General features: G+C 53.2%; 21 protein-coding genes, 6 tRNA genes and 1 pseudogene. 24 read left to right on the top strand and 4 right to left on the bottom strand.

Annotated elements, in window-relative coordinates:
* Positions 1-86: 86 nt before the first annotated feature.
* The 9 genes and pseudogenes from GHN86_RS07285 (at position 87) to GHN86_RS07250 (ending at position 6798) form a co-directional block, all read left to right on the top strand.
* Positions 87-1031 carry an alpha/beta fold hydrolase gene (locus GHN86_RS07285; protein ID WP_153376960.1) on the top strand — a complete coding sequence of 315 codons (945 nt, stop codon included), beginning with the start codon at positions 87-89 and terminating at the stop codon, positions 1029-1031.
* 209 nt (positions 1032-1240) lie between these two features.
* On the top strand, positions 1241-1732 hold the full coding sequence (gene rraA / locus GHN86_RS07280) for a ribonuclease E activity regulator RraA (RefSeq protein WP_323369085.1): 492 nt from the start codon (positions 1241-1243) through the stop codon (positions 1730-1732).
* Positions 1733-1755: 23 nt separating this feature from the next.
* A complete protein-coding gene (locus GHN86_RS07275) occupies positions 1756-2751 on the top strand; it encodes a CorA family divalent cation transporter (RefSeq protein WP_153376962.1) in 996 nt (331 codons plus the stop codon).
* A 63-nt stretch (positions 2752-2814) separates the two neighbouring features.
* Positions 2815-3060 carry a CrfX protein gene (locus tag GHN86_RS07270; protein ID WP_122784585.1) on the top strand — a complete coding sequence of 82 codons (246 nt, stop codon included), beginning with the start codon at positions 2815-2817 and terminating at the stop codon, positions 3058-3060.
* A 2-nt stretch (positions 3061-3062) separates the two neighbouring features.
* On the top strand, positions 3063-3887 hold the full coding sequence (locus tag GHN86_RS07265; RefSeq protein ID WP_122784584.1) for a mechanosensitive ion channel family protein: 825 nt from the start codon (positions 3063-3065) through the stop codon (positions 3885-3887).
* Between the two features lie 90 nt (positions 3888-3977).
* On the top strand, positions 3978-4568 hold the full coding sequence (gene sigX, locus GHN86_RS07260) for an RNA polymerase sigma factor SigX (RefSeq protein WP_122784583.1): 591 nt from the start codon (positions 3978-3980) through the stop codon (positions 4566-4568).
* Positions 4569-4674: 106 nt separating this feature from the next.
* Positions 4675-5214, top strand: a pseudogene (locus GHN86_RS24030) (OmpA family protein); the annotation flags it as partial.
* Positions 5209-5652, top strand: coding sequence for an OmpA family protein (locus GHN86_RS24025; protein WP_416333489.1), 444 nt, complete (start codon positions 5209-5211; stop codon positions 5650-5652). The pseudogene GHN86_RS24030 and the gene GHN86_RS24025, both read left to right, overlap by 6 nt.
* Positions 5653-5772: 120 nt before the next feature.
* Positions 5773-6798 carry a quinone-dependent dihydroorotate dehydrogenase gene (locus GHN86_RS07250; protein WP_153376964.1) on the top strand — a complete coding sequence of 342 codons (1026 nt, stop codon included), beginning with the start codon at positions 5773-5775 and terminating at the stop codon, positions 6796-6798.
* Between the two features lie 131 nt (positions 6799-6929).
* Here GHN86_RS07250 and rmf read toward each other — a convergent pair whose 3' ends face one another.
* Entirely contained in the window at positions 6930-7145 is a 216-nt protein-coding gene (gene rmf / locus GHN86_RS07245; RefSeq protein ID WP_019827662.1) for a ribosome modulation factor, read from the bottom strand.
* Between the two features lie 540 nt (positions 7146-7685).
* Between rmf and rlmKL the strand changes: the two genes are divergently transcribed.
* On the top strand, positions 7686-9956 hold the full coding sequence (rlmKL, locus tag GHN86_RS07240; RefSeq protein WP_153376965.1) for a bifunctional 23S rRNA (guanine(2069)-N(7))-methyltransferase RlmK/23S rRNA (guanine(2445)-N(2))-methyltransferase RlmL: 2271 nt from the start codon (positions 7686-7688) through the stop codon (positions 9954-9956).
* Between the two features lie 73 nt (positions 9957-10029).
* On the opposite strand, the gene dacB is transcribed toward rlmKL, so the two are convergent.
* Positions 10030-11496 carry a D-alanyl-D-alanine carboxypeptidase/D-alanyl-D-alanine-endopeptidase gene (gene dacB, locus GHN86_RS07235; RefSeq protein ID WP_153376966.1) on the bottom strand — a complete coding sequence of 489 codons (1467 nt, stop codon included), beginning with the start codon at positions 11494-11496 and terminating at the stop codon, positions 10030-10032.
* A 233-nt stretch (positions 11497-11729) separates the two neighbouring features.
* Between dacB and GHN86_RS07230 the strand changes: the two genes are divergently transcribed.
* On the top strand, positions 11730-12074 hold the full coding sequence (locus tag GHN86_RS07230) for a YggL family protein (RefSeq protein ID WP_153376967.1): 345 nt from the start codon (positions 11730-11732) through the stop codon (positions 12072-12074).
* 143 nt (positions 12075-12217) lie between these two features.
* On the opposite strand, the gene GHN86_RS07225 is transcribed toward GHN86_RS07230, so the two are convergent.
* Positions 12218-12973 carry a hypothetical protein gene (locus GHN86_RS07225; RefSeq protein ID WP_194286155.1) on the bottom strand — a complete coding sequence of 252 codons (756 nt, stop codon included), beginning with the start codon at positions 12971-12973 and terminating at the stop codon, positions 12218-12220.
* Positions 12974-13331: 358 nt separating this feature from the next.
* On the opposite strand from GHN86_RS07225, the gene GHN86_RS07220 reads away from it, so the two are divergent.
* The 13 genes from GHN86_RS07220 to GHN86_RS07160 all read left to right on the top strand — a co-directional run bounded on the left by GHN86_RS07220 (position 13332) and on the right by GHN86_RS07160 (position 24217).
* Positions 13332-13407: transfer RNA gene (locus GHN86_RS07220), tRNA-Glu, on the top strand.
* A 2-nt stretch (positions 13408-13409) separates the two neighbouring features.
* Positions 13410-13485 (top strand) — tRNA-Gly (locus GHN86_RS07215).
* Between the two features lie 101 nt (positions 13486-13586).
* Positions 13587-13662: transfer RNA gene (locus GHN86_RS07210), tRNA-Glu, on the top strand.
* Positions 13663-13667: 5 nt separating this feature from the next.
* Positions 13668-13743, top strand: a tRNA-Gly gene (locus GHN86_RS07205).
* Positions 13744-13844: 101 nt separating this feature from the next.
* A tRNA-Glu gene (locus tag GHN86_RS07200) sits at positions 13845-13920 on the top strand.
* A gap of 5 nt (positions 13921-13925) precedes the next feature.
* A tRNA-Gly gene (locus tag GHN86_RS07195) sits at positions 13926-14001 on the top strand.
* Positions 14002-14192: 191 nt separating this feature from the next.
* Positions 14193-15134: a fatty acid desaturase gene (locus GHN86_RS07190; RefSeq protein WP_153376969.1), complete on the top strand. Its 942-nt coding sequence runs from the start codon at positions 14193-14195 to the stop codon at positions 15132-15134.
* An 18-nt stretch (positions 15135-15152) separates the two neighbouring features.
* Positions 15153-15944 carry a phosphate/phosphite/phosphonate ABC transporter substrate-binding protein gene (locus GHN86_RS07185; protein ID WP_153376970.1) on the top strand — a complete coding sequence of 264 codons (792 nt, stop codon included), beginning with the start codon at positions 15153-15155 and terminating at the stop codon, positions 15942-15944.
* Positions 15945-16083: 139 nt separating this feature from the next.
* A complete protein-coding gene (locus GHN86_RS07180; RefSeq protein ID WP_153376971.1) occupies positions 16084-16632 on the top strand; it encodes a sigma-70 family RNA polymerase sigma factor in 549 nt (182 codons plus the stop codon).
* Positions 16629-17651, top strand: a complete 1023-nt coding sequence (locus GHN86_RS07175; RefSeq protein ID WP_153376972.1) for an ABC transporter substrate-binding protein — start codon at positions 16629-16631, stop codon at positions 17649-17651. The genes GHN86_RS07180 and GHN86_RS07175 overlap by 4 nt, the downstream gene beginning before the upstream one ends.
* A gap of 21 nt (positions 17652-17672) precedes the next feature.
* Positions 17673-18524: an ABC transporter permease gene (locus GHN86_RS07170; protein WP_153386303.1), complete on the top strand. Its 852-nt coding sequence runs from the start codon at positions 17673-17675 to the stop codon at positions 18522-18524.
* The gene (locus GHN86_RS07165) at positions 18521-19345 is read left to right on the top strand and encodes a glycine betaine/L-proline ABC transporter ATP-binding protein (RefSeq protein ID WP_323369086.1); all 825 of its coding nucleotides are present in this window, start codon (positions 18521-18523) and stop codon (positions 19343-19345) included. The genes GHN86_RS07170 and GHN86_RS07165 overlap by 4 nt, the downstream gene beginning before the upstream one ends.
* A gap of 123 nt (positions 19346-19468) precedes the next feature.
* Entirely contained in the window at positions 19469-24217 is a 4749-nt protein-coding gene (locus GHN86_RS07160) for a dermonecrotic toxin domain-containing protein (protein WP_153376974.1), read from the top strand.
* A gap of 91 nt (positions 24218-24308) precedes the next feature.
* Here GHN86_RS07160 and GHN86_RS07155 read toward each other — a convergent pair whose 3' ends face one another.
* Positions 24309-24725, bottom strand: coding sequence for a PA2817 family protein (locus GHN86_RS07155; protein WP_153376975.1), 417 nt, complete (start codon positions 24723-24725; stop codon positions 24309-24311).
* Between the last annotated feature and the right edge of the window lie 6 nt (positions 24726-24731).

The raw sequence follows: 24731 nt of genomic DNA, 5'->3' as shown, positions 1-24731 counted from the left end.
GGGGCGCCAGTGGTGTCCCTCGCTCTTTATTAGCAGTGCTAGGGCGAGTTCCTGTGCGGATTCGCCCTTTTTTGTGCAAGAGCATTATGCAAAGCAGCAGTCATCTTTTTCCCGTTGCCCTGATCAGCGCTGAGCGTCGGGGCGATCTTAGCGAAGACGTTTATCGCCTGAAACCCGCTAACAGCCCGGATATTTCCGTAGAGCTGGTGGTCACCCGTCTGGGGCTGGCGGATGCCAGCTGCGCGCGCGGCGTACCGGTCATTCTCTTGCATGGCAGTTTTTCCAACCGGCGCTTCTGGTATTCGCCCAAAGGGGTGGGGCTTGGGGCCTTTTTGGCACGTGCCGGTTTTGATGTGTGGCTGCCCGAGATGCGCGGTCATGGCTTGTCAGCGCGCAATATTCACTGGAACAAGAACCGTGTTGCCGACTATGCCCGTTACGATTTGCCCGCCATAGGTGCTTTTGTAAAAGAGCTGAGTGGGCAATCGCCACACTGGATCGGTCATTCCCAAGGCGGTATAAGCCTTGCGGCAGCCCTGGGTGGCCAGTATCTCAATGATGATGTGGTAGCGTCGGCGGCGTTCTTTGGTACTCAAATCAATCGCCGCTACGGGTGGCTGAAAATTCCGCCGGTGCAGTGGTGTGCTTATTTAATGCTCAAGCGTTTCGGGCATTTATCTGGCGCACGTCTAAAGCGTGGGCCAGAGGATGAGCCTGTCAGCATCGCGCTGGAAGCCTTGCGCTGGAATGGTTTTTTGGGACGTTTCAAGGACGCAGAGCGTGACTGGTGGGCTGGTCTGGCCGAAGTTAAAGTGCCGGTTCTGGCGGTCGCTGCTACAGGAGACAGGCTGACGCCCGAGTGGGCGTGCCGCAAACTTTACGATCAGTTGGGCTCCACGCAACGCACCTTTGTGGCGCTGGGGCGTGAGCATGGTTTTAGTAGCGATTTCAGTCACGTCGCAATGCTCGTCAGTCAGCCAGCTCAAAAAGAAGTGTGGCCGCTGGTGCATGATTGGTTGCGTGAACACTAGAAGCGGGGCCGCTGCGCAGCCCCTCAGAGCCTCGTTCCTCGACAGCGGCTACTGTGACGCAGCATGCAGTTCTGGTCATTTTGAACGTGCCGGGATTCAATGAGTTCTCGACAAGGAATAGATCCGACGGGTAAAACCTGTATTCGTTACAACGTCTATACCTTAATCCTAGTGTTCTGCTTGCTGTCTTTCCCAACAGGAGCTTTCCCGTGAATCACTACTGCACTCCCGATCTGTGCGATGCCTACCCTGAGCTGGTGCAAGTGCTTGAGCCCATGTTCAGCAATTTTGGCGGCCGTGACTCATTTGGCGGAGAGATTGTGACCGTCAAATGCTTTGAAGATAACTCGCTGGTCAAAGAGCAGGCCGAGCTCAATGGCGCAGGCAAAGTGTTGGTAGTGGACGGTGGTGGTTCACTACGCAAGGCTTTGCTGGGGGACATGATCGCCGAGAAAGCGGCGAAAAATGGTTGGGAAGGAATGGTGATCTACGGCTGTATTCGCGACGTGGACGTGATTGCGCAAACCGATCTTGGCGTGCAGGCATTGGCCAGCCACCCGATGAAAACCGACAAACGCGGCATCGGTGATTTGAATAGGGTCGTGACTTTTGCGGGCGTTTCATTTCGTCCCGGGGAATTCATTTATGCCGACAACAATGGCATCATCGTTTCGCCATCAGCCCTGAAGATGCCGGGCTAACGCATTTCCACTAAGGATCACGGATGTTCGAGGACGAAAACGCGCAATGGGGCCTGGTACATGCCCTGGTGCTGGACGGTGAAGGTGGGGCGCGCGCTATTGCCCGCACTGAGCTGAACGATCTGCAACTGCAACCTCACGAGAGTATCTGGTTGCATTGGGATCGCAGTCACCCGCAAACCCAGAGCTGGTTGCGCGATTCCAGCGGCCTCAGCGATTTCAGCTGTGATCTGCTTCTCGAAGAAAATACCCGTCCGCGTTTGTTGACGCTGCCCAACAACGAGTTTCTGCTGTTTTTGCGCGGGGTCAATCTGAACCCCGGTGCAGAACCCGAAGATATGGTCTCGCTGCGTATTTTCGGCAGTGCGCAGCGGGTTATTTCGCTGCGTATGCGTCCGTTACGCGCCACCGACGAACTGCTCGGGGAGTTTTCCCAGGGCGAAGGGCCAAAAAACCCCTCCGAACTGATTCTTTACCTCGCTCAACACCTGACGTTAAAAGTGCAGGATTTGATCGGCGAGCTATCAGAAATCGTTGATGATGAAGAAGATAAAATAGATGCCGACGAACGGTACACCCCTGAGCACGGTTCCATTTTACAGATTCGCCGCAGAGCAGCGGCCCTACGCCGGTTTTTAGCCCCGCAAAGGGATATTTTCGGCCAGCTTACGCGGACCAAATTGCCGTGGTTCAGCCCTGATGATGCCGATTACTGGAACGAATTGAACAATAGCCTGACCCGGTATCTTGAAGAGCTGGAACTCACGCGCGAGCGCGTGGGGCTGGTACTTGAAGCCGAAGACCGGCGTTTGAATGTGCGCATGAGCCGCATCATGTACCGGTTCGGCGTGCTGACCGGGATATTCTTGCCTATCACCTTTATTACCGGCTTGTTGGGCATTAACGTGGGCGGTGTGCCGTTCTCCAATGACCCCTACGGTTTTGCCGTGACGTGCCTGTTAATGCTGGTAATCGGTGTAGGGCAATGGTGGTTTTACCGTCGGTTGCAGTGGCTTTGACCGGGGCAAATGTGACGCCTTCAAAGTTGCTCGCGTCTTTTACAGACATATCGAGAGGTGCTTATGCACGATCCGTTTGAACAATCGCTACGTGACATGCTCAAGGCGCCAGCGTCCACCCGTGATGATGACGCTTGCCTGGGTCGAGTCCTGAAAACCGCTAACCGACAGGTCGGTGCCGGTGATCTTTTCAGCTTGCTGGGGCGTTGGGTGCAGGCACTGATGATTGCTTTGAACAGCGGTTCAGCTCATATTGCGCCCGTTTCGCGGCGCAAACCTGCTGCTCGCCCTGCTGATAAGGCTGATTGAACATGGAACTTGATCTCTGGACCCAGAGCCTGGTCACGGCAATGACTGCCTTGTGGACCAAAATTGCCAACTTTATTCCGAACCTTTTCGGGGCGTTGGTAGTCGTATTGCTGGGTTTCGTGGTTGCCAAACTGCTTGATGCCCTGCTGTCCAAGTTGCTCGCCAAGTTGGGTCTCGATCGTTTGATGGGCGGAACAGGCCTGACTAAAATTCTCGGCCGGGCCGGTATCAAAGTGCCGATTTCCACTTTGATCGGCAAAATTGTCTACTGGTTCATACTTCTGATATTCCTTGTTTCGGCGGCGCAGTCTCTGGGCCTCGAACGAGTTTCAGCTACGCTGGACATCTTTACCCTGTATTTGCCAAAAGTATTTGGGGCCATTTTAGTGTTGCTGGCGGGCGTACTGCTGGCGCAACTGCTCAATGGACTGGTACGTGGCGCTGCCGAGAGCGTCGGTTTTGATTACGCAGCAGGCTTGGGGCGGGTTGCCCAAGGGCTTGTGATCATCATCAGTATTTCGGTGGCGATCAGTCAGCTGGAGGTCAAAACTGACCTGCTGAACCATGTGATTGTGATTGTATTGATCACCGTAGGTCTGGCAGTGGCATTGGCCATGGGGCTGGGTAGTCGGGAAATTGCCGGGCAGATTCTTGCCGGGATCTATGTGCGTGAGCTGTATCAGGTTGGGCAGGACATTCGAGTGGGTGCGGTAGAGGGGCAGATAGAGGAAATCGGTACGGTTAAAACCACGTTGCTGACTGATGAGGGTGAGCTAGTCTCCCTCTCTAATCGGACTTTGCTGGAACAGCACGTGACGCGCCGCTAATGCGGTAAACCCTGATACTGTATGCCGCCGCGATATTGCCTGCTTGTCAGGCTGCGGCGGACATTGACCTGACTGTCGGCACGACTCGTTTTGAATAAAGCACAACCGCTGTCCATGCGCTACGATCCCCGCGAGCTCTCTGATGAGGAGTTGGTGGCGCGCGCGCATGATGAGTTGTTCCACGTTACGCGGGCCTACGAAGAACTGATGCGCCGGTATCAGCGCACTTTGTTCAACGTATGTTCAAGGTATTTAGGGAACGATAGAGACGCAGATGATGTCTGTCAGGAAGTCATGCTCAAGGTGCTGTATGGTCTGAAAAATTTCGAAGGTAAATCGAAATTCAAGACATGGCTCTATAGCATCACTTACAACGAATGCATTACACAGTATCGAAAGGAACGGCGAAAGCGTCGCTTGATGGACGCATTAAGTATCGATCCCCTCGAGGAAGCGTCTGAAGAAAAGGCGCCGAAACCTGAGGAAAAGGGCGGACTTGATCGCTGGCTGGTGCACGTGAATCCGATTGATCGCGAAATTTTAGTGCTGCGTTTCGTCGCAGAACTGGAATTTCAGGAAATCGCAGACATAATGCATATGGGTTTGAGCGCGACAAAGATGCGGTACAAGCGCGCTCTTGACAAATTACGTGAGAAATTTGCAGATAATGCTGAAACTTAGTTCAGTGCAAATGGATCTACGTGTAGGCAAGGTCTGATAGACTTGTCGCCGAGTTGTCCCCCGGTATGTGGGACTGCTTTACAATCACCAGATGGGGATTTAACGGATGAAACTGAAAAACACCTTGGGCATTGCCATTGGTTCCTTTGTAGCCGCAACTTCGTTCGGTGCCCTGGCACAAGGCCAAGGCGCGGTCGAGGGTGAACTGTTCTACAAAAAACAGTACAACGACAGCGTCGACCACGTTGAAGACGGCTACAACCCAGGCGCATCGATCGGTTACTTCATTACCGACGACGTCTCGTTGAACCTGACCTACGACAAAACCAACCACACCCGTTCGAATGACGGCACTGGCCACCAGAAAATCAAAGGCGACAACTTTGGTCTGAACGCTCAGTACCACTTCCGTGACGTTGGCGACGCTCTGCGTCCATACGTTTCCGGTGGTGTTGCTCACAAGAGCATGACCAACGTAGAAGCTGATGGTCACAGCGGTCGTGACAAGTCGACTTTCCTGACTGCTGGCGCTGGTGTTAAGTGGTACATCACTAACAACTTCTTCGCCCGTGCAGGCGTTGAAGCTGACTACAAACTGGACAACGGCAAGTGGGACTACGCTCCTACCGTTGGTCTGGGTGTGAACTTCGGCGGCAACGGCGGTAAAGTTGCACCGGCTCCAGTTCCAGCTCCAGCACCAATCGCTGAGCCAGAACCAGAAGCTCCGATTGCTGAAGTTGTTCGCGTTGAACTGGACGTGAAATTCGACTTCGACAAGTCGAACGTTAAGTCGCAGTACATGCCTGACATCAACAACGTTGCTGATTTCATGAAGCAGTACCCATCGACCACCACGACTGTTGCTGGTTACACCGACAGCGTTGGTACCGATGCCTACAACCTGAAACTGTCGCAACGTCGTGCAGACGCCGTTCGTGCAGCTCTGGTTAACCAAGGTGTTGCTTCTAACCGTGTAGACGCTGTTGGTCACGGTAAAGCAAACCCAGTTGCTACTAACGCAACTGCTGAAGGCCGTGCTCTGAACCGTCGCGTAGAAGCTACCGTTCAAGCTGAAGCTAAGTAATTTTTAGCTAGGCTGTTCAGAAAAACCCGGCTCAGGCCGGGTTTTTCTTTGCCTGTGATTTGTCGTACAGCGCAGCTATAATTGCGCCCACTTTCAGTCAGTCTCGAGACCATTGAACCCATGTATAACCTGGCCCGCCAGTTGCTCTTCAAACTTTCCCCCGAAACCTCTCACGACCTGTCTCTGGACTTGATCGGTGCAGGTGGCCGCTTGGGGCTTAATGGTTTGTTGTGCAAGGCCCCGGCCAGATTGCCGGTTAATGTAATGGGGCTCGACTTTCCAAACCCGGTCGGTCTGGCTGCGGGTCTGGACAAAAACGGTTCGGCCATCGATGGCTTTGCACAGTTGGGTTTCGGTTTTGTAGAGGTGGGCACCGTTACGCCACGACCTCAGCCAGGAAATCCCAAGCCACGTATCTTCCGCTTGCCGCAAGCGCAAGCCATCATCAACCGTATGGGTTTCAACAACCTTGGGGTTGATCATCTGCTGGCGCGGGTGCAAGCGGCTAAATACAGCGGCATTCTGGGCATCAATATAGGTAAAAATTTTGACACGCCGGTCGAGCGCGCAGTCGACGACTATTTGATCTGCCTGGACAAAGTGTATGCGCACGCCAGCTACGTAACCGTCAACGTCAGTTCGCCGAATACCCCTGGGCTGCGCAGTTTGCAATTTGGTGATTCGCTCAAGCAATTACTTGAAGCCTTGCAAATACGTCAGAACGAACTCACAGAACGACACGGAAAACGCGTCCCGCTAGCGATTAAAATCGCGCCGGACATGACCGATGAAGAGACTGTTCTCGTGGCTCAGGCATTGCTTGAGACGGGTATGGACGCCGTGATCGCCACCAATACGACGTTAAGCCGTGTGGGTGTTGAAGGCATGGAACACGGTGACGAAGCTGGTGGTTTGTCGGGTGCGCCCGTGCGTGAGAAGAGCACCCACACGGTGAGAGTACTGGCAGCCGAGCTGGGCGGTCGTATGCCTATCATTGCGGCAGGCGGTATTACTGAAGGCAAGCACGCGGCTGAGAAAATCGCTGCGGGCGCCAGCCTTGTACAAATCTACTCAGGCTTTATTTATAAAGGCCCGGCCCTGATCAGAGAGTCCGTGGATGCTATCTCGGCACTTGTGCGCAAGTAATTGATGAGGCAAACGGTCTGGCAATAAAAAGGGCTCCGTGGAGGAGCCCTTGGGCCGCAGCCCGCCGCCAGGATGTGACGGCATGGTTAAAGTGCAAACGTCTCAGAGGTGATGTCGGAATTTGCCCAGAGTTAGCCGACGGCGTGAAGTTCGTTAAGTCGGTGGATGCCCGCAGTGCCTGTCATACCGTCCCAGTTGTCGCCGCGTCCTTCTCGCCAGCCATTAATCCAGGCTTGGCGTACCGACGGTAGAGTAAAAGGGCAAAGCTCACGGGATTTTCCATGAACGCCATATTGATATCCGCGTAAAAATGCTTTTTCCAACGGATCACGCTTAAGTCTTCTCATAGGGTGTTGCCCTCACTTGTTGACTGTATGTATAGCGTCGACCAACCAGTGGTCGGGGCAGAGTGTTCTGCCGTTGGTGTGCTCGCTGCCGGCGTGGCGAGCATTTTGTTGTCGCCTGTGCGGTGACAACCTGAGTTCATTTCTAACCAATGAGCCAAGGTGTGTGAATGATCGTTTTGTCATAAGGACGTAACGATAATGGTGTTAAGGCCATAAGAAAGACCTGTTTTGTCAGGCTGAATGCGACAAAACCCTGATAGGGCGAGCCCTTGCAAAGAGGATGCGTTTCATTCTCTACAGTGAAAAGCCACCTGCCATGCTCGGGTACTATTCGACGAAGGGTCTGAACATGTCACATTGTTTCTGAATGAATGAACTGTCTCTGCGTCTAAACTCTTTATGCCTTCGGGTCGGGGTGGTCGCCGGGGTGGAACGGCACAGTTTCGTGCCACACGGGCGCTCTTCAAGAAAAGCGCTTGATTGAAAACGGAGCAGGCGATGCGTTGCCTTCTCACTGATAGCTTAAAGCTCAGGAATTCCATGTCGGATCGTTACGAACTCTTCCTTACTTGTCCCAAAGGCCTTGAAGGCCTTCTCCTTGAGGAGGCTACGGGCCTTGGTCTTGAGGAAGCCCGCGAGCATACCTCGGCCATTCGAGGTGTCGCGGATATGGAAACCGCCTATCGCCTCTGCCTCTGGTCGCGCCTGGCCAACCGTGTCTTGTTGGTGCTCAAGCGCTTCCCGATGAAAGACGCTGAGGATCTGTATCACGGTGTGCTGGATGTTGAATGGCATGATCATATGGTTCCGGACGGTACGCTGGCTGTTGAGTTCAGCGGCCACGGTTCGGGCATCGACAACACACACTTCGGTGCGTTGAAGGTCAAGGATGCCATCGTCGACAAACTGCGCACGCCTTCCGGTGAGCGCCCATCCATTGATAAATTCAGCCCGGACTTGCGCATTCACCTGCGTCTGGACCGCGGCGAAGCGATTCTGTCCCTGGATCTGTCAGGCAGCAGCTTGCACCAGCGTGGCTATCGTCTCCAGCAGGGTGCGGCCCCGCTGAAAGAGAACCTGGCAGCGGCCATCTTGATCCGTGCTGGCTGGCCACGCATGGCAGCCGAAGGCGCTGCATTGGCTGACCCGATGTGTGGTGTGGGTACATTCCTGGTTGAAGGCGCGATGATTGCTGCCGACATGGCGCCCAACCTCAACCGTATCCACTGGGGTTTTGATGCCTGGTTGGGGCATATTCCGGCGATCTGGAAAAAACTCCACGAAGAGGCCACCGAGCGTGCCGAAATTGGCATGGCCAAGCCGCCTCTGTGGATCCGTGGTTATGAAGCCGACCCGCGTCTTATCCAGCCTGCGCGTAACAACATTGAGCGTGCCGGATTAAGCCACTGGATCAAAATCTATCAGGGCGAAGTGGCGACGTTTGAGCCGCGCCCGGATCAGAACCAGAAAGGTCTGGTTATCTGTAACCCTCCCTACGGCGAGCGTCTGGGAGACGAGGCAAGCCTGCTTTACCTTTACCAGAATCTGGGTGAGCGCCTGCGTCAGGCCTGTCTGAACTGGGAGGCCGCGGTATTCACTGGCGCCCCGGATTTGGGCAAGCGTATGGGTATTCGCAGCCATAAACAGTATTCGTTCTGGAACGGCGCTTTGCCGTGCAAGCTGTTGTTGATCAAAGTCGTGCCGGATCAATTCGTCACAGGCGAGCGTCGCACGCCTGAGCAGCGTCAGGCCGAGCGAGAGCAGGCCGAGTCTGACCTGCCGTCCAACATCGAAGCGCCAACCAAGTACGAGAAGTTCAACAAGAACGGTAACCCGATCAAGCCCGCTCCGGTGGTGATCGAACAGCCGCGTTTGAGTGAAGGCGGGCAGATGTTTGCCAATCGCTTGCAAAAGAACCTCAAGGCGCTGAGCAAGTGGGTCAAGCGTGAAGGCATTGATTGCTACCGGGTTTACGATGCCGATATGCCTGAATACTCGATGGCTATCGACCTGTATCACGATTGGGTTCACGTGCAGGAATATGCCGCGCCTAAATCCATTGATCCTGAAAAAGCCTCGGCCCGTATGTTCGATGCATTGGCGGCTATTCCTCAGGCGCTGAACATTGACAAGAGCCGCGTGATCGTCAAGCGTCGCGAGCGTCAGAGCGGCACCAAGCAGTACGAGCGTCAAAGCGCACAGGGCAAGTTCACCGAGGTCAATGAAGGCGGTGTGAAGCTGCTGGTCAACCTGACTGACTACCTGGACACAGGGCTGTTCCTGGATCACCGCCCGATGCGTATGCGTATTCAGAAAGAGGCTGCCGGCAAGCGCTTCCTCAATCTGTATTGCTACACCGCGACGGCCAGTGTGCATGCCGCTAAAGGTGGGGCGCGCAGCACTACCAGCGTTGACTTGTCCAAGACCTATCTGGACTGGGCGCGTCGCAATCTGTCCCTGAATGGTTTTTCGGACAAGAACCGTCTGGAGCAGGGCGATGTGATGGTGTGGCTGGATGCCTGCCGTGAAGAGTACGACCTGATCTTTATCGATCCGCCGACCTTCTCGAACTCCAAGCGCATGGAAGGCATCTTTGATGTCCAGCGCGATCACGTGCAATTGCTGGATCTGGCCATGGCGCGTCTGGCACCGGGCGGCGTGCTGTACTTCTCGAACAACTTCCGCAAGTTCATCCTTGATGAGCATTTGGAATCGCGTTACGCCGTCGAAGAAATTACCGCCAGCACCATTGATCCGGACTTTGCTCGCAACAGCAAAATCCACCGTGCCTGGAAAATAATGGCACGTTAATCCTGTTGTTCAGGCAATAAAAAAACGCCCTTGATCGCACGAACAAGGGCGTTTTTTATCATCTGTGAAAAGGTTACTGGGCGATGGAGACGGCGCGATTGGCGAGCGGGGGCTGGCGATAAAGATCGAGCAGCACTTGATCGAGAATGGCTGAGGCGCCCCAAGGGCGAGGGTCGTTGAGAATCGCGACGACCGCCCAGGTATTGCCATTCTGGTCGCGGCTAAAACCGGAAATAGCGCGAACGGTGTTCAGGGTGCCGGTCTTGATATGGGCCTGACCGTTCATGGCGGTGGTTTTCAACCGTTTGCGCATGGTGCCGTCCTTGCCTGCAATTGGCATGGAGCTGATGAACTCAGCGGCATAAGGACTGTTCCAGGCGGCCTGAAGCATTTGCGCCATCTCACGTGCGCTCACTCGTTCGGCACGTGAAAGGCCTGAGCCGTTCTCCATGATCAGGTGCGGTGCCGTGATGCCTTTTTTGGCCAGCCACTGGCGAATGACACGTTGAGCTGCTTTGGCATCGTCGCCGTCCGCATCATTGCGGAACTGAGCGCCGAGGCTCAGGAAGAGCTGCTGAGCCATGGTGTTGTTGCTGTATTTGTTGATGTCGCGAATGATCTCGGCCAAGTCCGGCGAGTAGGCGCGAGCGAGCAATTTGGCATTCTTGGGTACGCTTGCCTGACGATCCTGGCCCTGAATGGTGCCGCCCAGCTCTTTCCAAATGGCGCGTACGGCCCCTGCGGTATAGGTCGCGTGATCAAGCAGGGACAAGTAGGTTTGAGAGTTGCAGCCATCCGCCAGTTGACCGCTGACCGTGACCAGAACAGTGCCATCGGCTTGCTGTACGGGGTTATAGCGGACATCGCCGGTGCATTGCTTGCTGTTCAGGGGCTTTACCTGATTGTCGACCCGGATGCTGGCAATCGGCGGCTCGACCGAGATCAACACCTTGCCCGCGTCATTGCGGGCGATGAAGCGCAACGCTTTGAGGTTGACCATCAGAGCATCGGGCTTGACCAGAAACGGCTTGTTTTTGTCGTTGCCGTCGTCGTTAAACGCCGGAAGCTGAGGTTGCTCAAAGAAGCTGCGATCCAGTATCAGGTCGCCGGTGACCTGCTGTACGCCATTGGCGCGCAGGTCACGCATCAGCAGCCAGAGTTTTTCCATGTTGAGTTTGGGGTCGCCGCCGCCCTTGAGGTACAAATTGCCTTGCAGCGTGCCGTTGTTCAGGGTGCCGTCAGTGTAGAACTCAGTTTTCCACTGATGGGTCGGGCCGAGCATTTCAAGTGCCGCGTAGGTGGTCACCAGTTTCATGGTGGAGGCCGGGTTCATGGACACATCGGCATTGAACACGGTAGGCACGCCTGGGCCATTGAGCGGGATCATGACCAGCGATAGCGCATCGTTTTGCAGTTTATTGGTTTTGAGCGCTTGCTGGACTTTAGGTGAAAGCGTGGTGTTGACGGGGGCGGCGTTAGCGCCGAAGGCGAGCGGTAAAAAAAGGCCCGCGAGAAGCAGTGGTCGTAAAGATTTGATCATAAGAAGTTAAACCCTGCACGCGAGGGGGGAAAAATACGAGGGCACGACAAAAATCGCCCTCAATGGTCATAAAAGTACCGGCATTATGCCCCAAGGTTTGTGGGCTTGTGCATCGGCATGCCAAAGACACGTGCTTAATATAAGCAGAAAACGATGAACCGCTCATACGGAATCGGGCAGACGCAGGCTTAAGCTGGTAAAGTGCCGCCGTTATTACTTAAGAGGATTGTTCAATGGCTACTAATCGTTCCCAGCGTCTGCGCAAAAAATTGTGCGTTGATGAATTTCAGGAGCTGGGTTTTGAGCTGAACCTGGATTTCAAAGAAGACCTGTCGGATGAAGCTGTCGACGCTTTCCTGGAAGCCTTTTTGAAAGAAGCCATGGAAGCTAACGGCCTTGGCTATGTTGGCGGCGACGACTACGGTCTGGTTTGCCTGCAGAAACGCGGTTCGGTCAGCGAAGAGCAGCGTGCAGCTGTTGAAGCCTGGTTGAAAGCTCGCCCAGAGCTGACCAGCGTTGAAGTGAGCCCGCTGTTGGACGTGTGGTACCCGGAAAAGCCAATTAATCCGGTAGCCTGACGTCAAACAAAAAGGCAGTCCTCGTGACTGCCTTTTTGTGTTTCACCCTCTTGCCCGTCCCGGGTGCTGCATCACACTTGTTTTTATAGCCTGCAACGTTCTGTGCGATTCCCGCACAGCGACTGCTTTAGGCTGAACTGCGTTTAGTCGTAAATCGCCTTTTTCTTCCAGTCGCCTTCTGTCTCGTCACTCTTGAGTCCTTCGGTCAGCTCATTGGCTTCGTCTTTTGTAGGCTCAAGCGTGTTCAGTAAAAGAGTGTTGGCACGGGCTAATTGCGCTTCAAAGGCGTCGAGCTGGGTGCTGTAGCGTGTGTCTGGCTGCTGACGCAAGTACTGCACGCCACGTTCAAAGGCCAGGCGCGCCTGGCCAGGCTGGTTTTGCTGGAGCGAAAGCTGGCCAAGGTTGTTGAAGAACTCTATATGCAGAACCACCAGCAGGTGATGAACTTCTTTAAGCCACTCTTTTGCATCGCTGTTGCTCAACACGTGATCTTTGGCTGCGCGCGTGATTTGGCCGTGCAGGGTTTCCAGCGCAAAGCGAACATCTTTGGCCGTGGCCTCCGTGAGGATAGGGCGTGGCGGGTTATTGACCGCGATCGATTCGCCTTGTCCGACTAATGCGGTGAGTTCGCCAGCCCGAGCCTTGGTTGTGGCGCTGTTTTTTTGCAGTTGTAATAACCGTTGCGTCGCGTTGAGTTCGAGACGCGTCAATAAAAGCTTGAGCGCGGGAGACATCAGCTGGCCCGGAAATGTCTCGTTGACTTCACTGCACCGACGAATGCGGTCATTGAGTTCGACCTTTTGACGGGATTTTTCCAGCTTGTTGTTTTCCACCACATGGTTCAAGTAGGCAATGGCGATCAACAGTACGATCCCGGCTATGACAAGCAGGGTAATCATGGAAGGAGTCAACGTTAAAACCTCTTCAAAGTGGTCTGCCGGTTAATGCAGGGCCAAGGCAAAATATTGCCCGTGGGGGTGTTCTGGATGATACCTGTCTATAAAGAACGTGAAGGTCGATAGCTGCAATATGCCATTACTCTCGCAGTCAATCATAACCCCTTGAAGTGAGACGGAATACACGCGTCAGAAGTTCAGTGACAGACTGCGCAGGAAAGCGTGCATAGGGGAGGGAAGTCATTGATTTCAATATATTTTCAGAATGGGGTTGACGACTTTCAAATCCATCCCTAGAATGCGCGCCAATTGCAGCGTAAAGCGAATAGCTAAACGCCAGCAACCAGTGAAGTTGTAGCGTGTCCCCTTCGTCTAGTGGCCTAGGACACCGCCCTTTCACGGCGGTAACAGGGGTTCGAGTCCCCTAGGGGACGCCATTGCGGGAATAGCTCAGTTGGTAGAGCACGACCTTGCCAAGGTCGGGGTCGCGAGTTCGAGTCTCGTTTCCCGCTCCATTTTTAAGCAGCTTCGTTTTCGGACGGGGTTGAGTGAAAGCCAGATCATTGACTCAGGTTATGTGATTGGCACTGAAATGTACGTGTACATTTCGGGCAACGTCCCCTTCGTCTAGTGGCCTAGGACACCGCCCTTTCACGGCGGTAACAGGGGTTCGAGTCCCCTAGGGGACGCCATTATTGCGGGAATAGCTCAGTTGGTAGAGCACGACCTTGCCAAGGTCGGGGTCGCGAGTTCGAGTCTCGTTTCCCGCTCCATTTTTAAGCAACTTTGTTTTCGGACAGAGTTGAGTGAAAGCCAAGTTACTAACTTCGGTTAATGATCTGGCACTGAAATGTACGTGTGCATTTCGGGCAACGTCCCCTTCGTCTAGTGGCCTAGGACACCGCCCTTTCACGGCGGTAACAGGGGTTCGAGTCCCCTAGGGGACGCCATTATTGCGGGAATAGCTCAGTTGGTAGAGCACGACCTTGCCAAGGTCGGGGTCGCGAGTTCGAGTCTCGTTTCCCGCTCCAAATTTTGTTTTTTGGAGCTACGCAGTTTCAAAAAACACAGAGAAGCAGCCTAAGGGCTGCTTTTTTTGTGCCTGCATTTTTTGGCTGATGCGTCTCTACACTCAGTGCTAAGCCAATAACCAATCGATCTGCAAGAAAAGCACAGCTCGCGCCACATAGAGGGGACTTCCACTTCTTTGTTGAGCTTCGCGATGGCGCATTATTTTGATCTTGCCCAGCAACGGGACATCCAGGCACTGGCTCGCAGTTTTACCGGTCGCACCCAATGGCCAACGTGGCTGCTATTGATTGCAGTGCCCGGCGCATGGTTCGCGCTGCTTTTATACAGCCCGCTGATGGGTGTCTTCTGGACAATCGTTTTACTGATCCCCGTCGTCGTGTTGTGGATGTCAGTGCAGCATGAGCTGTTGCATGGTCATCCCACCACCTTTGCATGGCTGAACAAGGTGCTGGGGTATGCCCCGTTCGCCCTCTGGTATCCGTACACGTTATACCGTGACAGTCATCTGCAGCATCACCGCGACCACGACTTGACATTGCCCGGCGTTGATCCGGAAAGTCGTTACCTCAAACGCAACCAATGGCCGCAAGCCCCTGCATTAGTGCGCGCACTACTTTGGCTCAACAAAACCGTTGCCGGGCGATTGGTGGTCGGGCCACCGCTGGCGTTATTCGGCCTCGCAGCGCAAGAGCTCACGCGTTTGCGCCATGGTAATCGTCAGGCATGGCGAATGTGGCTCACCCACGGTTTTTTCACGCTGTTGATGTTTGCCTACATTGCCCATTACAGCGTGCTATCGATTACTCATTACGTTTTTTTGGTGACTGTACCGGCACTTTCTGTGGGCGCCCTTCGTTCTTACTATGAGCATCGACCTGCTGTTCGGCCGGAACATCGAACGGTGCTTAATGAGGCCGGCTGGCCATGGAGGTGGTTGTTTCTTAATTTGAATTTGCACCTGGTTCACCATGACCTGCCGGGCCTGCCGTGGTTTTATTTGCCCAAGGTTTACAGGGCACGGCGTGAACAGTGGCTACAGCGCAGTGGCGGTTTTCTGGTCGAGGGTTATGGCGTGTTCCTGCGTAACAACAGTGTGCGCGTCATCGACAGCCCGCAGCATCCCTTCAGTTGATAGAGCACGGAACCCACCATGTCTGGACGTTATGCAGAACTCACGATGTACGTTGCACCGGCGCCTGTGGAAGCGGCTAATCAGCAATGGTTGAAGCGCATCATGGCGCTGTTGGAGCTGACCCGCGCAAAGCCGCAAGACCTCGACTCATTAGCGCTGTTTCGTGCACCGAAACTATTGTTGGCTCAAACCTGTGGCTACCCTTTGGTGACTCAATTGCTCGATCAGGTGCAGCTGATCGGTCGACCTCATTACGAGTTACCTGATAGCACAGGTGGCATTCATTGCAGTTTGATCATCAGCCGCGCTACCGATAAACGCGAAACGCTCGCAGACTTCAAGGGCAGCCGCGGGGTGGTCAATGATCTGCATTCGAACAGCGGCATGAACCTGTTTCGCCATCAATTGGCTCCCTTGCAGAAGGACGGGCGATTTTTTTCTTCGCTGGGCATCAGTGGTGCTCATTTACACAGTCTGCGATGGGTGAAAGCGCAGTGTGCGGATCTGGCAGCGATCGACAGCGTAACCTTTGCCTATTTGGCGCGTTACGCCCCCCAAGAGGTAGCAGGCCTGCGTGTCGTCGCGCGTACAGCGGCGAGTCCCACATTGCCCTACATCACCGCTCGCACTTCAAGCCATGCCGAAGTGGAGCGTATTCGTGCCGCCATGAACACTGCGCTTAAGCAACTTCCTGAGGTGAGTGCCTGCTTGGGCCTGAATGAAGTGTTACCGGCACATCCGATGGACTATCAGCTACTGCTCGACTATGAGAAAGAAGCGATTAAGCAGGGTTTTGCCACGTTGTGCTAGGGCGTGTAAGGGGCGTGTTTATATATCTGAATTTGATGTTTAAATATTTTTTTAATATTTAAAAGATATATAAGCCTTTGCTAGGATCGCCGCACCGGATCACCGGACAGACCGCTATCCACTCATCTTTGGAGCCTTTATGTCCGGGGCCGACACCACTCACCGTGAATACGTGAGGCAGCTTTTTAGTGCCCACTATTTATGGTTAAGCGCACGTTTAAGCCGCTCTCTCAATTCCAGCAGCTACGCTGAAGACATTGCAGCCGATACGTTTGTGCAGCTACTGAGTACACCTCAAGTCTTGGTTATTCGTGAACCACGGGCTTTGTTGACCACAATTGCACAGCGTTTGATTTACCAGCTATGGCGCCGTCGTGATGTTGAGCAAGCATTTTTGAAGACGTTATCCAGCAGCGACCTGGAACCCGCGCCTTCGCCAGAAACAATGGCGCAGCTTTATCAATCGTTGGACCGGGTGGAGCGCCAACTTGATAAGTTGCCCGACAAGGTTAAAGCGACATTTTTGCTCTCTCGTCTTAATGGCATGACCTACGCACAAATAGCAGCACAGTTGGGTATTTCTCAGCGATCAGTCAGCGATTACATGAACCTTGCACAGAGTCGTTGTTCAAAACCTGACAGCACACTGCTTAATAGTTGTTCCCCCAAAACAAGAGAATACGTATGAACAGACTGAAAACGTGGCTCGGTGGCTCGCTTCTGGCTGTTGGGCTCATTGCTCAACCGGCTTTGGCACAAGAGCAGGTAGCGCCTGTTCATTTCGGTGACATTACATGGGAAAGCGGCAGTCTGATCACAGAAGTGCTGCGCTATATCACCGAGCATGGCTACGATGTCGCGACGGATACGCTGCCCGGTAGCACGGTCAGTCTTGAGGCCGCATTGGCCAGGAATGATATTCAAGTCATTGGCGAAGAGTGGGCAGGGCGCAGCCCGGTGTGGGTCAAGGCAGAGGCCGAGGGCAAAGTTTCAGGTTTGGGTGACATCGTCAAAAATGCGAGCGAAGGCTGGTGGGTGCCTGAATACGTGATCAAAGGCGATCCGGCCAAAGGCATCAAACCTCTGGCCCCGGAGTTGAAGTCAGTTACGGATCTGGCCAAGTACAAAGACGTGTTCCGCGATCAGGAAGACCCGACTCGGGGACGTTTCCTTAATAGCCCGACTGGCTGGACTTCCGAGATCGTTAACAGTCAAAAGCTCAAGGCCTATGGTCTTGACAAGGATTTCGTCAATTTCCGTACAGGCTCAGGCGCGGCGCTGGATGCCGAAGTCAGTTCGTCGATTCGTCGGGGTAAACCGGTACTGTTCTATTACTGGTCTCCGACTCCGCTGATAGGTCGTTACAAACTGATCAAGCTGGAAGAACCTGCCTTTGATGCCGAAGCGTGGAAGACCTTGGCTGACGCCAATAATCCCAATCCAAAGGGTACCCGCTCATTGCCGGCAAAACTGGCTATTGGCGTATCTGCCCCCTTCAAAGCGCAGTACCCGCAGTTGGTTGAGTTCTATGAAAAGGTCGATTTCCCCATCGATTTGCTTAACACCACGCTGGCCCACATGAGCGAAAAACGCACCGAACCCCGTAAAGCGGCAGAAACGTTTTTACGTGAACAGCCCGACATCTGGCGCGGCTGGGTCACCGCGCAGGCGGCTGAAAAAGTTGACCTAGCACTTAAATCCAATTAACTGACCGAACGTGGGCATTGAATGTTTCCTGACAACCTGACGCTTTCCATCGCAGGGTGGGTCAATGACGGGGTTGATGCGCTGGTCAGCAATTACGGCGATGTGTTCCGTCACATATCCGACACGCTGTTATGGGCCATCATCAATCTCGAAAATTTGCTGCGCATGACGCCGTGGTGGCTGATGTTGGCGATCGTCGGTGTCATTGGCTGGCACGCGACACGCAAAGTGACCAGCACATTGCTGATTGTCGGCTTGCTGTTTTTGGTCGGCGCTGTCGGCCTGTGGGACAAGTTGATGCAAACCCTGGCATTGATGATGGTGGCCACTGTGATTTCAGTGCTACTGGGTATACCCCTGGGGATTCTGGCGGCCCGTAACAACCGCCTGCGCTCGGTCATGATGCCGTTGTTGGACATCATGCAAACCATGCCCAGCTTCGTGTACTTGATACCTGTATTGATGTTGTTCGGCTTGGGTAAAGTCCCGGCGATCTTTGCAACGGTCATTTATGCCGTGCCGCCATTGATCCGCCTGACCGACCTGGGTTTGCGCCAGGTTGATCGTGAGGTGATGGAAGCGATCAACGCCTTTGGCGCCACCCCGTGGCAACAGTTGTTTGGTGTTCAGTTGCCGTTGGCCATGCCCAGCATCATGGCAGGGATCAACCAGACCACCATGATGGCACTGTCGATGGTGGTTATTGCCTCGATGATTGGTGCCCGGGGCTTGGGCGAGGATGTACTGGTGGGTATTCAAACCCTCAACGTCGGCAAAGGGCTGGAGGCCGGATTGGCCATCGTCATCCTGGCCGTGGTGATTGACCGTATTACTCAAGCATATGGCCGACCTCGGCATGGAGGTCAGAAGTGAGTGAACTGGCGATCAACAAGATTGAAGTGCGCAACGTATTCAAGGTGTTCGGCAACCGGGAAAAAGATGTCCTGGCGTTGATTCATCAAGGCAAAAACAAGGAGCAGGTACTGACTGAAACCGGCTGTGTGGTCGGCATCAATGATCTGTCACTGTCGATTCGTGCGGGCGAAGTGTTCGTCATTATGGGCTTGTCGGGATCGGGCAAATCCACATTGGTGCGCCATTTCAACCGCCTGATCGATCCTACGAGCGGCCAGATTCTGGTGGATGGCGAAAATATTCTTGAATACGACATGCCAGCTTTGCGGCAATTGCGGCGGCACAAAATCAGCATGGTGTTTCAGAATTTCGGCCTGTTGCCCCATCGTAATGTGCTGGACAACGTGGCTTACGGTTTAAAGGTGCGGGGCGAAACTCAGGCGCAATGCATTGAACGAGCGCAGCACTGGGTCTCGGTAGTGGGTTTGCAAGGTTACGAGCAGGCGTTCATTCACCAGCTCTCAGGCGGCATGCGCCAGCGTGTGGGGCTGGCGCGGGCCTTGGCGACTGACACGGACATCATTCTGATGGACGAAGCGTTCAGCGCGCTTGACCCGCTGATCCGCGCAGAGATGCAAGACCAACTGCTAGAGCTGCAACGCACCCTGCAAAAGACCATAGTTTTTATTACTCACGATCTGGACGAAGCCCTGCGTATAGGTAATCGCATTGCAATCCTCAAGGATGGGCAGTTGATTCAAGTCGGCACCCCTGAAGAGATACTGCAGTCACCGGCCGATGATTACGTAGGCCGTTTTGTTCAACGCCATCATGCTTAAGCTCATCATATACATATCCCGTTACCGCCTTGGGTAAGGCGTTCACGCGTTAAATCGCAGAAACAGGCTTAGCCATGAATGCCTTGGCTAAGCCAATTCTGTAACTGACGTGATGAGCAGCCCATGAAAGAACTTTCAAAAAATCCCGATCTCATAGCAGCCTATTCAGCATTAAGCAGTTTTAACGCCCAGGATTTTGGCCCGCGTCCCAGCTTTCAGGAGGTGGCCAAAGAGGTATTCAAAAAAGCATTGGTTGATCAGTATCCGCAATTGTCTGCCCACGTTGCGGGTTTGGCGTTGGCCGAGCCTTTAACGGCTGTTGATCCGGATAATCCGCAACCTCGGCAGTATCGTTTCATGGCCCCGGAAGAAGTCATGATTCAGCGGTTTATAGACGACTCGTCTTTGACTTTGATAGAGGGGGAGCATCGTCTTACCGCCAGTCGCGATACCGAAAACCCTCCTGCTCAGACGGTGCACATGGACAGCCTGCAAAAGATGCTCAATGAGCACTCCGGGTTGCTCATAGAGGCTTACCAGCAGGCGGTTGCAGAGTTTTGGAGCGAGCGGCGTGAGGGTAAAAACAGTCCTTTTCAATGGCTGTCGCGAGCACTGAAAACGGGGTTGAGTTCCACGGTTTCCAATCGTAGCCGGATCCCTGAACTGACGACTGAAAAAGCAGTTTCCTTAGCCGTAGTGAACGCATTCCCCGATAAAGAAGAACGTTTGAAAGTCACTGAAGAAAGTCCCTTGCATGCATATTTGGTGAATATCCAAAGCACAGAGAAAACCGGGCCGCAACGTTTTCAAATGCCGGGCACGCTGGTGATTACGCGGGACATGGCTGATCTTTCTTTTATTCTCAGCTATGCCCCCGCGAATGGTGTTGAACAGTTTGAATCCATGCAATGGTTGGGCAGCAGTTTGATTTCCCGCGTCAGCGAACGAGTCGCAGCGCCTTTGTTTACCTGGACCTTGTATGAGCCGCCGGGTGATTTATTTGAAGCGCTGGCGCTGACATTGCTCGATGCTCAACTTCACACCTTTGAGCGGCTGGGGAAAACCGCGCAGACCGAGCACTGGAGCTTACCTCGGCTGGTGCGGGCACTTGATGAGGCTGGCGCGCGGATCCCCCTCTTTTATTCACAAGACCAAGCTTTCTTTGAACATGTACTGACGAACTTACCGCTGTGGTTGCAACAGGCAGAACCCGACGATCAGTTGTCTTACAGTGAGTTGTTGTCGGCTCAAGTCTTCTGGCAACAAAAAAGCAAGGGCCGCACTTTTCTTGAGGGAGTTGATGCTTTGCCGGCCTACGCTCAGCAGATGCTGAAGCAACGGCTTCATCTGGATCATCCCGAGGAGCGGGTCGATGTTGATAACCTCCAGGTCATCGAGCTGACGGTTGAAAACTTGCAAATACCGCGGTTCAACCTGGAACCCACCTCCCTTGTCGACTTTGCGTTGAATTACAGAGGCGGATGGCCTGTCGGGCTGATTGAAATTGGCGATAGTCAGGGCAGACCTGTGCCAGAGTGGCTAACAGGCGGCTACGTCAAAAATCTGATTGATGAACTGGATATAAGTACTCATTACATCGAACTGATCAAACGCTTGTTGATCGACGATGAAGCCGGGTTGGTTGAGCGTCTGGCTTTATTCAAGTCGCAGATCAGCGTGCAGTTATCGATGCTGGCGCTTGAGAAAAAAATCAAGGGTGAAGCCGGGTTTAGCGTCCAAGGCTGGCAAGTCGTGGCGCGCCTCATGCGTCGTGATGACGCGCTGGCAATGGGTAACTGCAATGTCTGTGTCCGGCCTTTAGGCTTTCATGCCTATGAAGGATCAGTCATTGACCCGGTCGCGAATATGTATGTGTTGGGGCCTTACGATATTGATACCGGGCCCTTTATCCTTTACCGGCCTTTATCGATTGAACCTCTGCTTGAGTTCCCAACCTGGCGCGCACTGTTGGAAGCTATCAACCAGCCTGGTGAGCTTCAGGACAGTGTATTGGCCTGGTTTGATGAAAGTGCACATGGCTTTTATGCCGATGGCGGTTTTGAACGGCCGCATCTTGAGACTGTATTGAACGAAGGTTTTTTAGCGTTGTTGCCCAGAACCCCGGCCAGTTTAAGTACTCAGCGCATCGTCGGGGACTACTTTGAGGCGATGTATCAGACCCATGTTCAGACACTGATGACCTTGGCAGATAAACAAACAGTGTCGGCTTCCGAGCGGCGCTGGGCATTGATCAAGCGCTATGGTTGGAGCCTGTTTAATGGTTTGACCTTTTTCGTCAGTGGGCCGCTGCAAAAGGCCGCATGGATATTTCAAACGCTGGTAAGCCTTAATGACGGCCTGCAGGCTCGTCTTCAGGGCGATAAAGATGCAGCCATGCAAACCGTCATGGATTTGTTATTCAATATCAGCTTGGCGTTAATGCACGAAGGGCTGAATTTTCGCGCCTCAGCCAACGAAAAGTGGCAACTCGAAACTCCGCTGGATGAACCGATGCTCTCGGTTTACAGCGACAAGAAACCAGAGCGTGGCTTAATCCCGGATCAACCTGCGCGGGTTCAGAAAAAACTGCCTGACCGTCATACCCCGCAATCCATCGCTGAATATTCCTCCCTGGATTACTCCTGGTTCAGTTCGTCAGTACGTTTAACACCCGCGCTTCGTGCAGCGCTGGACGCCTTTGCGGTGGAAATAGACCTGACTCAAGGCGAGCGCATAGAGGCAGGGCGGCTTAAAGGTTTGATCAAACTTCAGAACAAATACTATGTGCAACTGGACAGCAAAACGTATTTCGTAAGCGTTGATCCCGACAGTGTGGTGATCCATAAGGAGGATGCCATGGAAGCCGCCGGCCCCCCTCTTATAAGCAGCTCTTCAGGTCAATGGAGTCTTGATCTGCGTTTGGGCTTGCGTGGAGGCGGGCCTAAAAAAACAATTCAGGCAATGCGGGCTAAAAATACTCAAACGGTGAACAGGTTAATTGAGCAAGCCGAAAATATTCAGATTACTGTCAGCCGTCGTGAGAAGGCCATGATTATTCTCGAAGGTGTTTTGTATACAGACAGTGAGCGCAGGGACGTACATTTAGATCGCTTTGAGGGCGAATTGGCCGAGTGGCGAAAAAATGTATTGGACATTATGAAGTTGATGGATGAAGCCAATAAGGTAGTTCCCATTGATAATCATGAAGAAACGACTCAAAGTACGTGGGAGCGTTTGGTTCTTAAATCGTTCAGGTATCAGAATATACTGGAAGAGTACTTTCGAGCCTTAGACGTTCGTAATTCTCATGCTGATTACGAATCGTCAATGAAGTCAGTGCTTGATGATTTGGCTGCTGGAGTAAAGACGCCCTATGAAGAATGGGTGGCTAATTTAGCAACTGCGGAGCGAATGGAGCGTCGCCTGTTCAACAACTCCATCGTGGAGGTAGAAGCGCTGGCGCATATTAAAAAAAGGTCTGTGCCCAAAAATCATCCATTGGCAGAAATCATTAATAAACCACGTCAAGAAAATTTTGATCGGCACTGGGGGGCTTCTTATTTAGAAACCTTGTGTGAGCTACTCATTCGACGGGGAGGCGAGAACTTGCTGCCCGAAGAACAACATGCGTTCGATTTGTTCGGACAGGGATCGCTGGTAGATATAGCGTGGTCTCAATTGAATCTGCACCCTGAACTTCATGGTTATACGGCGGAACACCTCGATTTTTTTGATAATGTACTTCAACGCTATGACGCCGCAGAGGCGGTCTGTACAAATCTATTGGAATTGAATTCTGACCATTTTCGTAATGAATACCTTCCTTCTATGCTGCAGTTAATCAAGCACTTGCGCAGCTTTGCTGAGCAACAAATGGCTTCCGTGATTATTGATTCTGAAAGTTCTTCTTCCGAACATGATGAGCCGAGGCCAGGTCCCAGTCGAAAAGCAAGCAATCCAGCTACAGAGTCTCGCGGGGAAAAAACGCAGCGGATTATCAAAACGAAAGAAAAACAACTGTTGGTCGGTACGCTGCGTGATTCGAGCTCAGAGTCGGGTGATGAGATAGTCGACGTGGTTGAAGGGGTGGACAATTTGAAGATTCATTCCTATCGAAAAATGACAAGTGGGGAGTGGGAGCCAATAGGGCCGCAACGACCTTCAACATTACAGACAACCCACGTCAAAACATTATCCAGACTTGAGGCGGAGGCCAGAATATTATTGGGGCAGTTTCGCAATGCGATTGCCCGTGCGCGTGCAAGTGCCGAGTTTTCCAAAATCCCGGTTGAAATCCAGGAGATTTTGGATTTTAAGGCCATCTCTCTTGAGGAGGTGGCGTCCCAGATGGACGCTGTTATTCATTCCGCCAGCACTCAGGTTGAGGCGTTAAGTGATGAACGAAGAGTGGCAGCCGACGCGATGAGTCATAACCTTAAAGAAGGTGCCTCCCGATTGAGGGAAGAAGGGCGTAATCTTCGTGTGAGTATAATTAAACGCCTACCGCCGACGGGGCAGAATGTTGATTATTTAAACACTCAGGGCGTTATTGAAATCGCCCGTCTTGGGCCAAGAAAACATTTAACCAAAGGCCAAAGAAAGGATTATCTTCAGGAATATGTGATTAAAGACCTGGAGGGAAAAGAACTATGGTTTGCTCATTTTCATTACAAAGCTATGAACACGCCAGCCAGAGAGTTTGATGTCGCGCATTTGAAGACAGCTGAGCAGCGCACATGGAGCGAAAAAACCCTCTATGCCAAGGCTGAAAGTTCCATGGATTATGTGGCGATCTATCGAGCTAAACTAGACCCGTTGTTAGCCGAGCGACTTTTCCTGCTGCCTTCACCCAAAAAACGTGCACAGGCCTGAGTGGGCTGTGTGACCTATGTTCTGCGGTTCAAGTCATGCAGAGGCCCGTCCAAAAAACGGGCGGACCTTCTGTTGGGCAGGGCAGAGGCGCTTAATGTTGTGTGCTTTCTTGCGCTGCCGGCATTGCCATAAACTGCTTTTCCTGGTTCCAGTCAAAGGGTTCGCCATTGACTTCGGCTTCATGACGGCGCTCTTCCAAGGCCTGGTACATGTCCAGCTCCTCGTCGGACAAGAAGTTGAAGCATGCGCCACCGAAGAACCACAACAGGTCGCGAGGTACCAAGTGAGCAATTTGTGGGTAGCGCTCAATCACTTGGCACATGATGTCCTGGCCCAGGTACTGGCTTTCAATCGGGTCCACAGGCAATGCTGCGCGCATGTCATCGAAGCGCTCCAGAAACAGCGCGTGGCTTTCCTCGGGAATCTGCTCCGCATCACCCACAGCAACCAGAATGCTGCGCAGTATGTCGAGCAGAACAAGATTGTGGTTGAGATCATTGGTGGCCATTGCGGT

Origin of the sequence: Pseudomonas helleri (assembly GCF_009600315.1) — a bacterium.
In the GTDB taxonomy this organism is placed as follows: domain Bacteria; phylum Pseudomonadota; class Gammaproteobacteria; order Pseudomonadales; family Pseudomonadaceae; genus Aquipseudomonas; species Aquipseudomonas helleri_A.
The sequence above is the reverse complement of the archived record's forward strand: the minus strand, read 5'-3'. Positions and strand labels throughout refer to the sequence as shown.

Bases quoted from the DNA above. Each gene is read 5' to 3' on its own strand.
- GHN86_RS07285 (WP_153376960.1), top strand. From the start codon at position 87: ATGCAAAGCAGCAGTCATCTTTTTCCCGTTGCCCTGATCAGCGCTGAG.
- GHN86_RS07275 (WP_153376962.1), top strand. From the start codon at position 1,756: ATGTTCGAGGACGAAAACGCGCAATGGGGCCTGGTACATGCCCTGGTG.
- GHN86_RS07270 (WP_122784585.1), top strand. From the start codon at position 2,815: ATGCACGATCCGTTTGAACAATCGCTACGTGACATGCTCAAGGCGCCA.
- GHN86_RS07265 (WP_122784584.1), top strand. From the start codon at position 3,063: ATGGAACTTGATCTCTGGACCCAGAGCCTGGTCACGGCAATGACTGCC.
- GHN86_RS07250 (WP_153376964.1), top strand. From the start codon at position 5,773: ATGTATAACCTGGCCCGCCAGTTGCTCTTCAAACTTTCCCCCGAAACC.
- rmf (WP_019827662.1), bottom strand. From the start codon at position 7,145: ATGAGAAGACTTAAGCGTGATCCGTTGGAAAAAGCATTTTTACGCGGA.
- rlmKL (WP_153376965.1), top strand. From the start codon at position 7,686: ATGTCGGATCGTTACGAACTCTTCCTTACTTGTCCCAAAGGCCTTGAA.
- dacB (WP_153376966.1), bottom strand. From the start codon at position 11,496: ATGATCAAATCTTTACGACCACTGCTTCTCGCGGGCCTTTTTTTACCG.
- GHN86_RS07230 (WP_153376967.1), top strand. From the start codon at position 11,730: ATGGCTACTAATCGTTCCCAGCGTCTGCGCAAAAAATTGTGCGTTGAT.
- GHN86_RS07225 (WP_194286155.1), bottom strand. From the start codon at position 12,973: ATGATTACCCTGCTTGTCATAGCCGGGATCGTACTGTTGATCGCCATT.
- GHN86_RS07190 (WP_153376969.1), top strand. From the start codon at position 14,193: ATGGCGCATTATTTTGATCTTGCCCAGCAACGGGACATCCAGGCACTG.
- GHN86_RS07185 (WP_153376970.1), top strand. From the start codon at position 15,153: ATGTCTGGACGTTATGCAGAACTCACGATGTACGTTGCACCGGCGCCT.
- GHN86_RS07180 (WP_153376971.1), top strand. From the start codon at position 16,084: ATGTCCGGGGCCGACACCACTCACCGTGAATACGTGAGGCAGCTTTTT.
- GHN86_RS07175 (WP_153376972.1), top strand. From the start codon at position 16,629: ATGAACAGACTGAAAACGTGGCTCGGTGGCTCGCTTCTGGCTGTTGGG.
- GHN86_RS07170 (WP_153386303.1), top strand. From the start codon at position 17,673: ATGTTTCCTGACAACCTGACGCTTTCCATCGCAGGGTGGGTCAATGAC.
- GHN86_RS07160 (WP_153376974.1), top strand. From the start codon at position 19,469: ATGAAAGAACTTTCAAAAAATCCCGATCTCATAGCAGCCTATTCAGCA.
- GHN86_RS07155 (WP_153376975.1), bottom strand. From the start codon at position 24,725: ATGGCCACCAATGATCTCAACCACAATCTTGTTCTGCTCGACATACTG.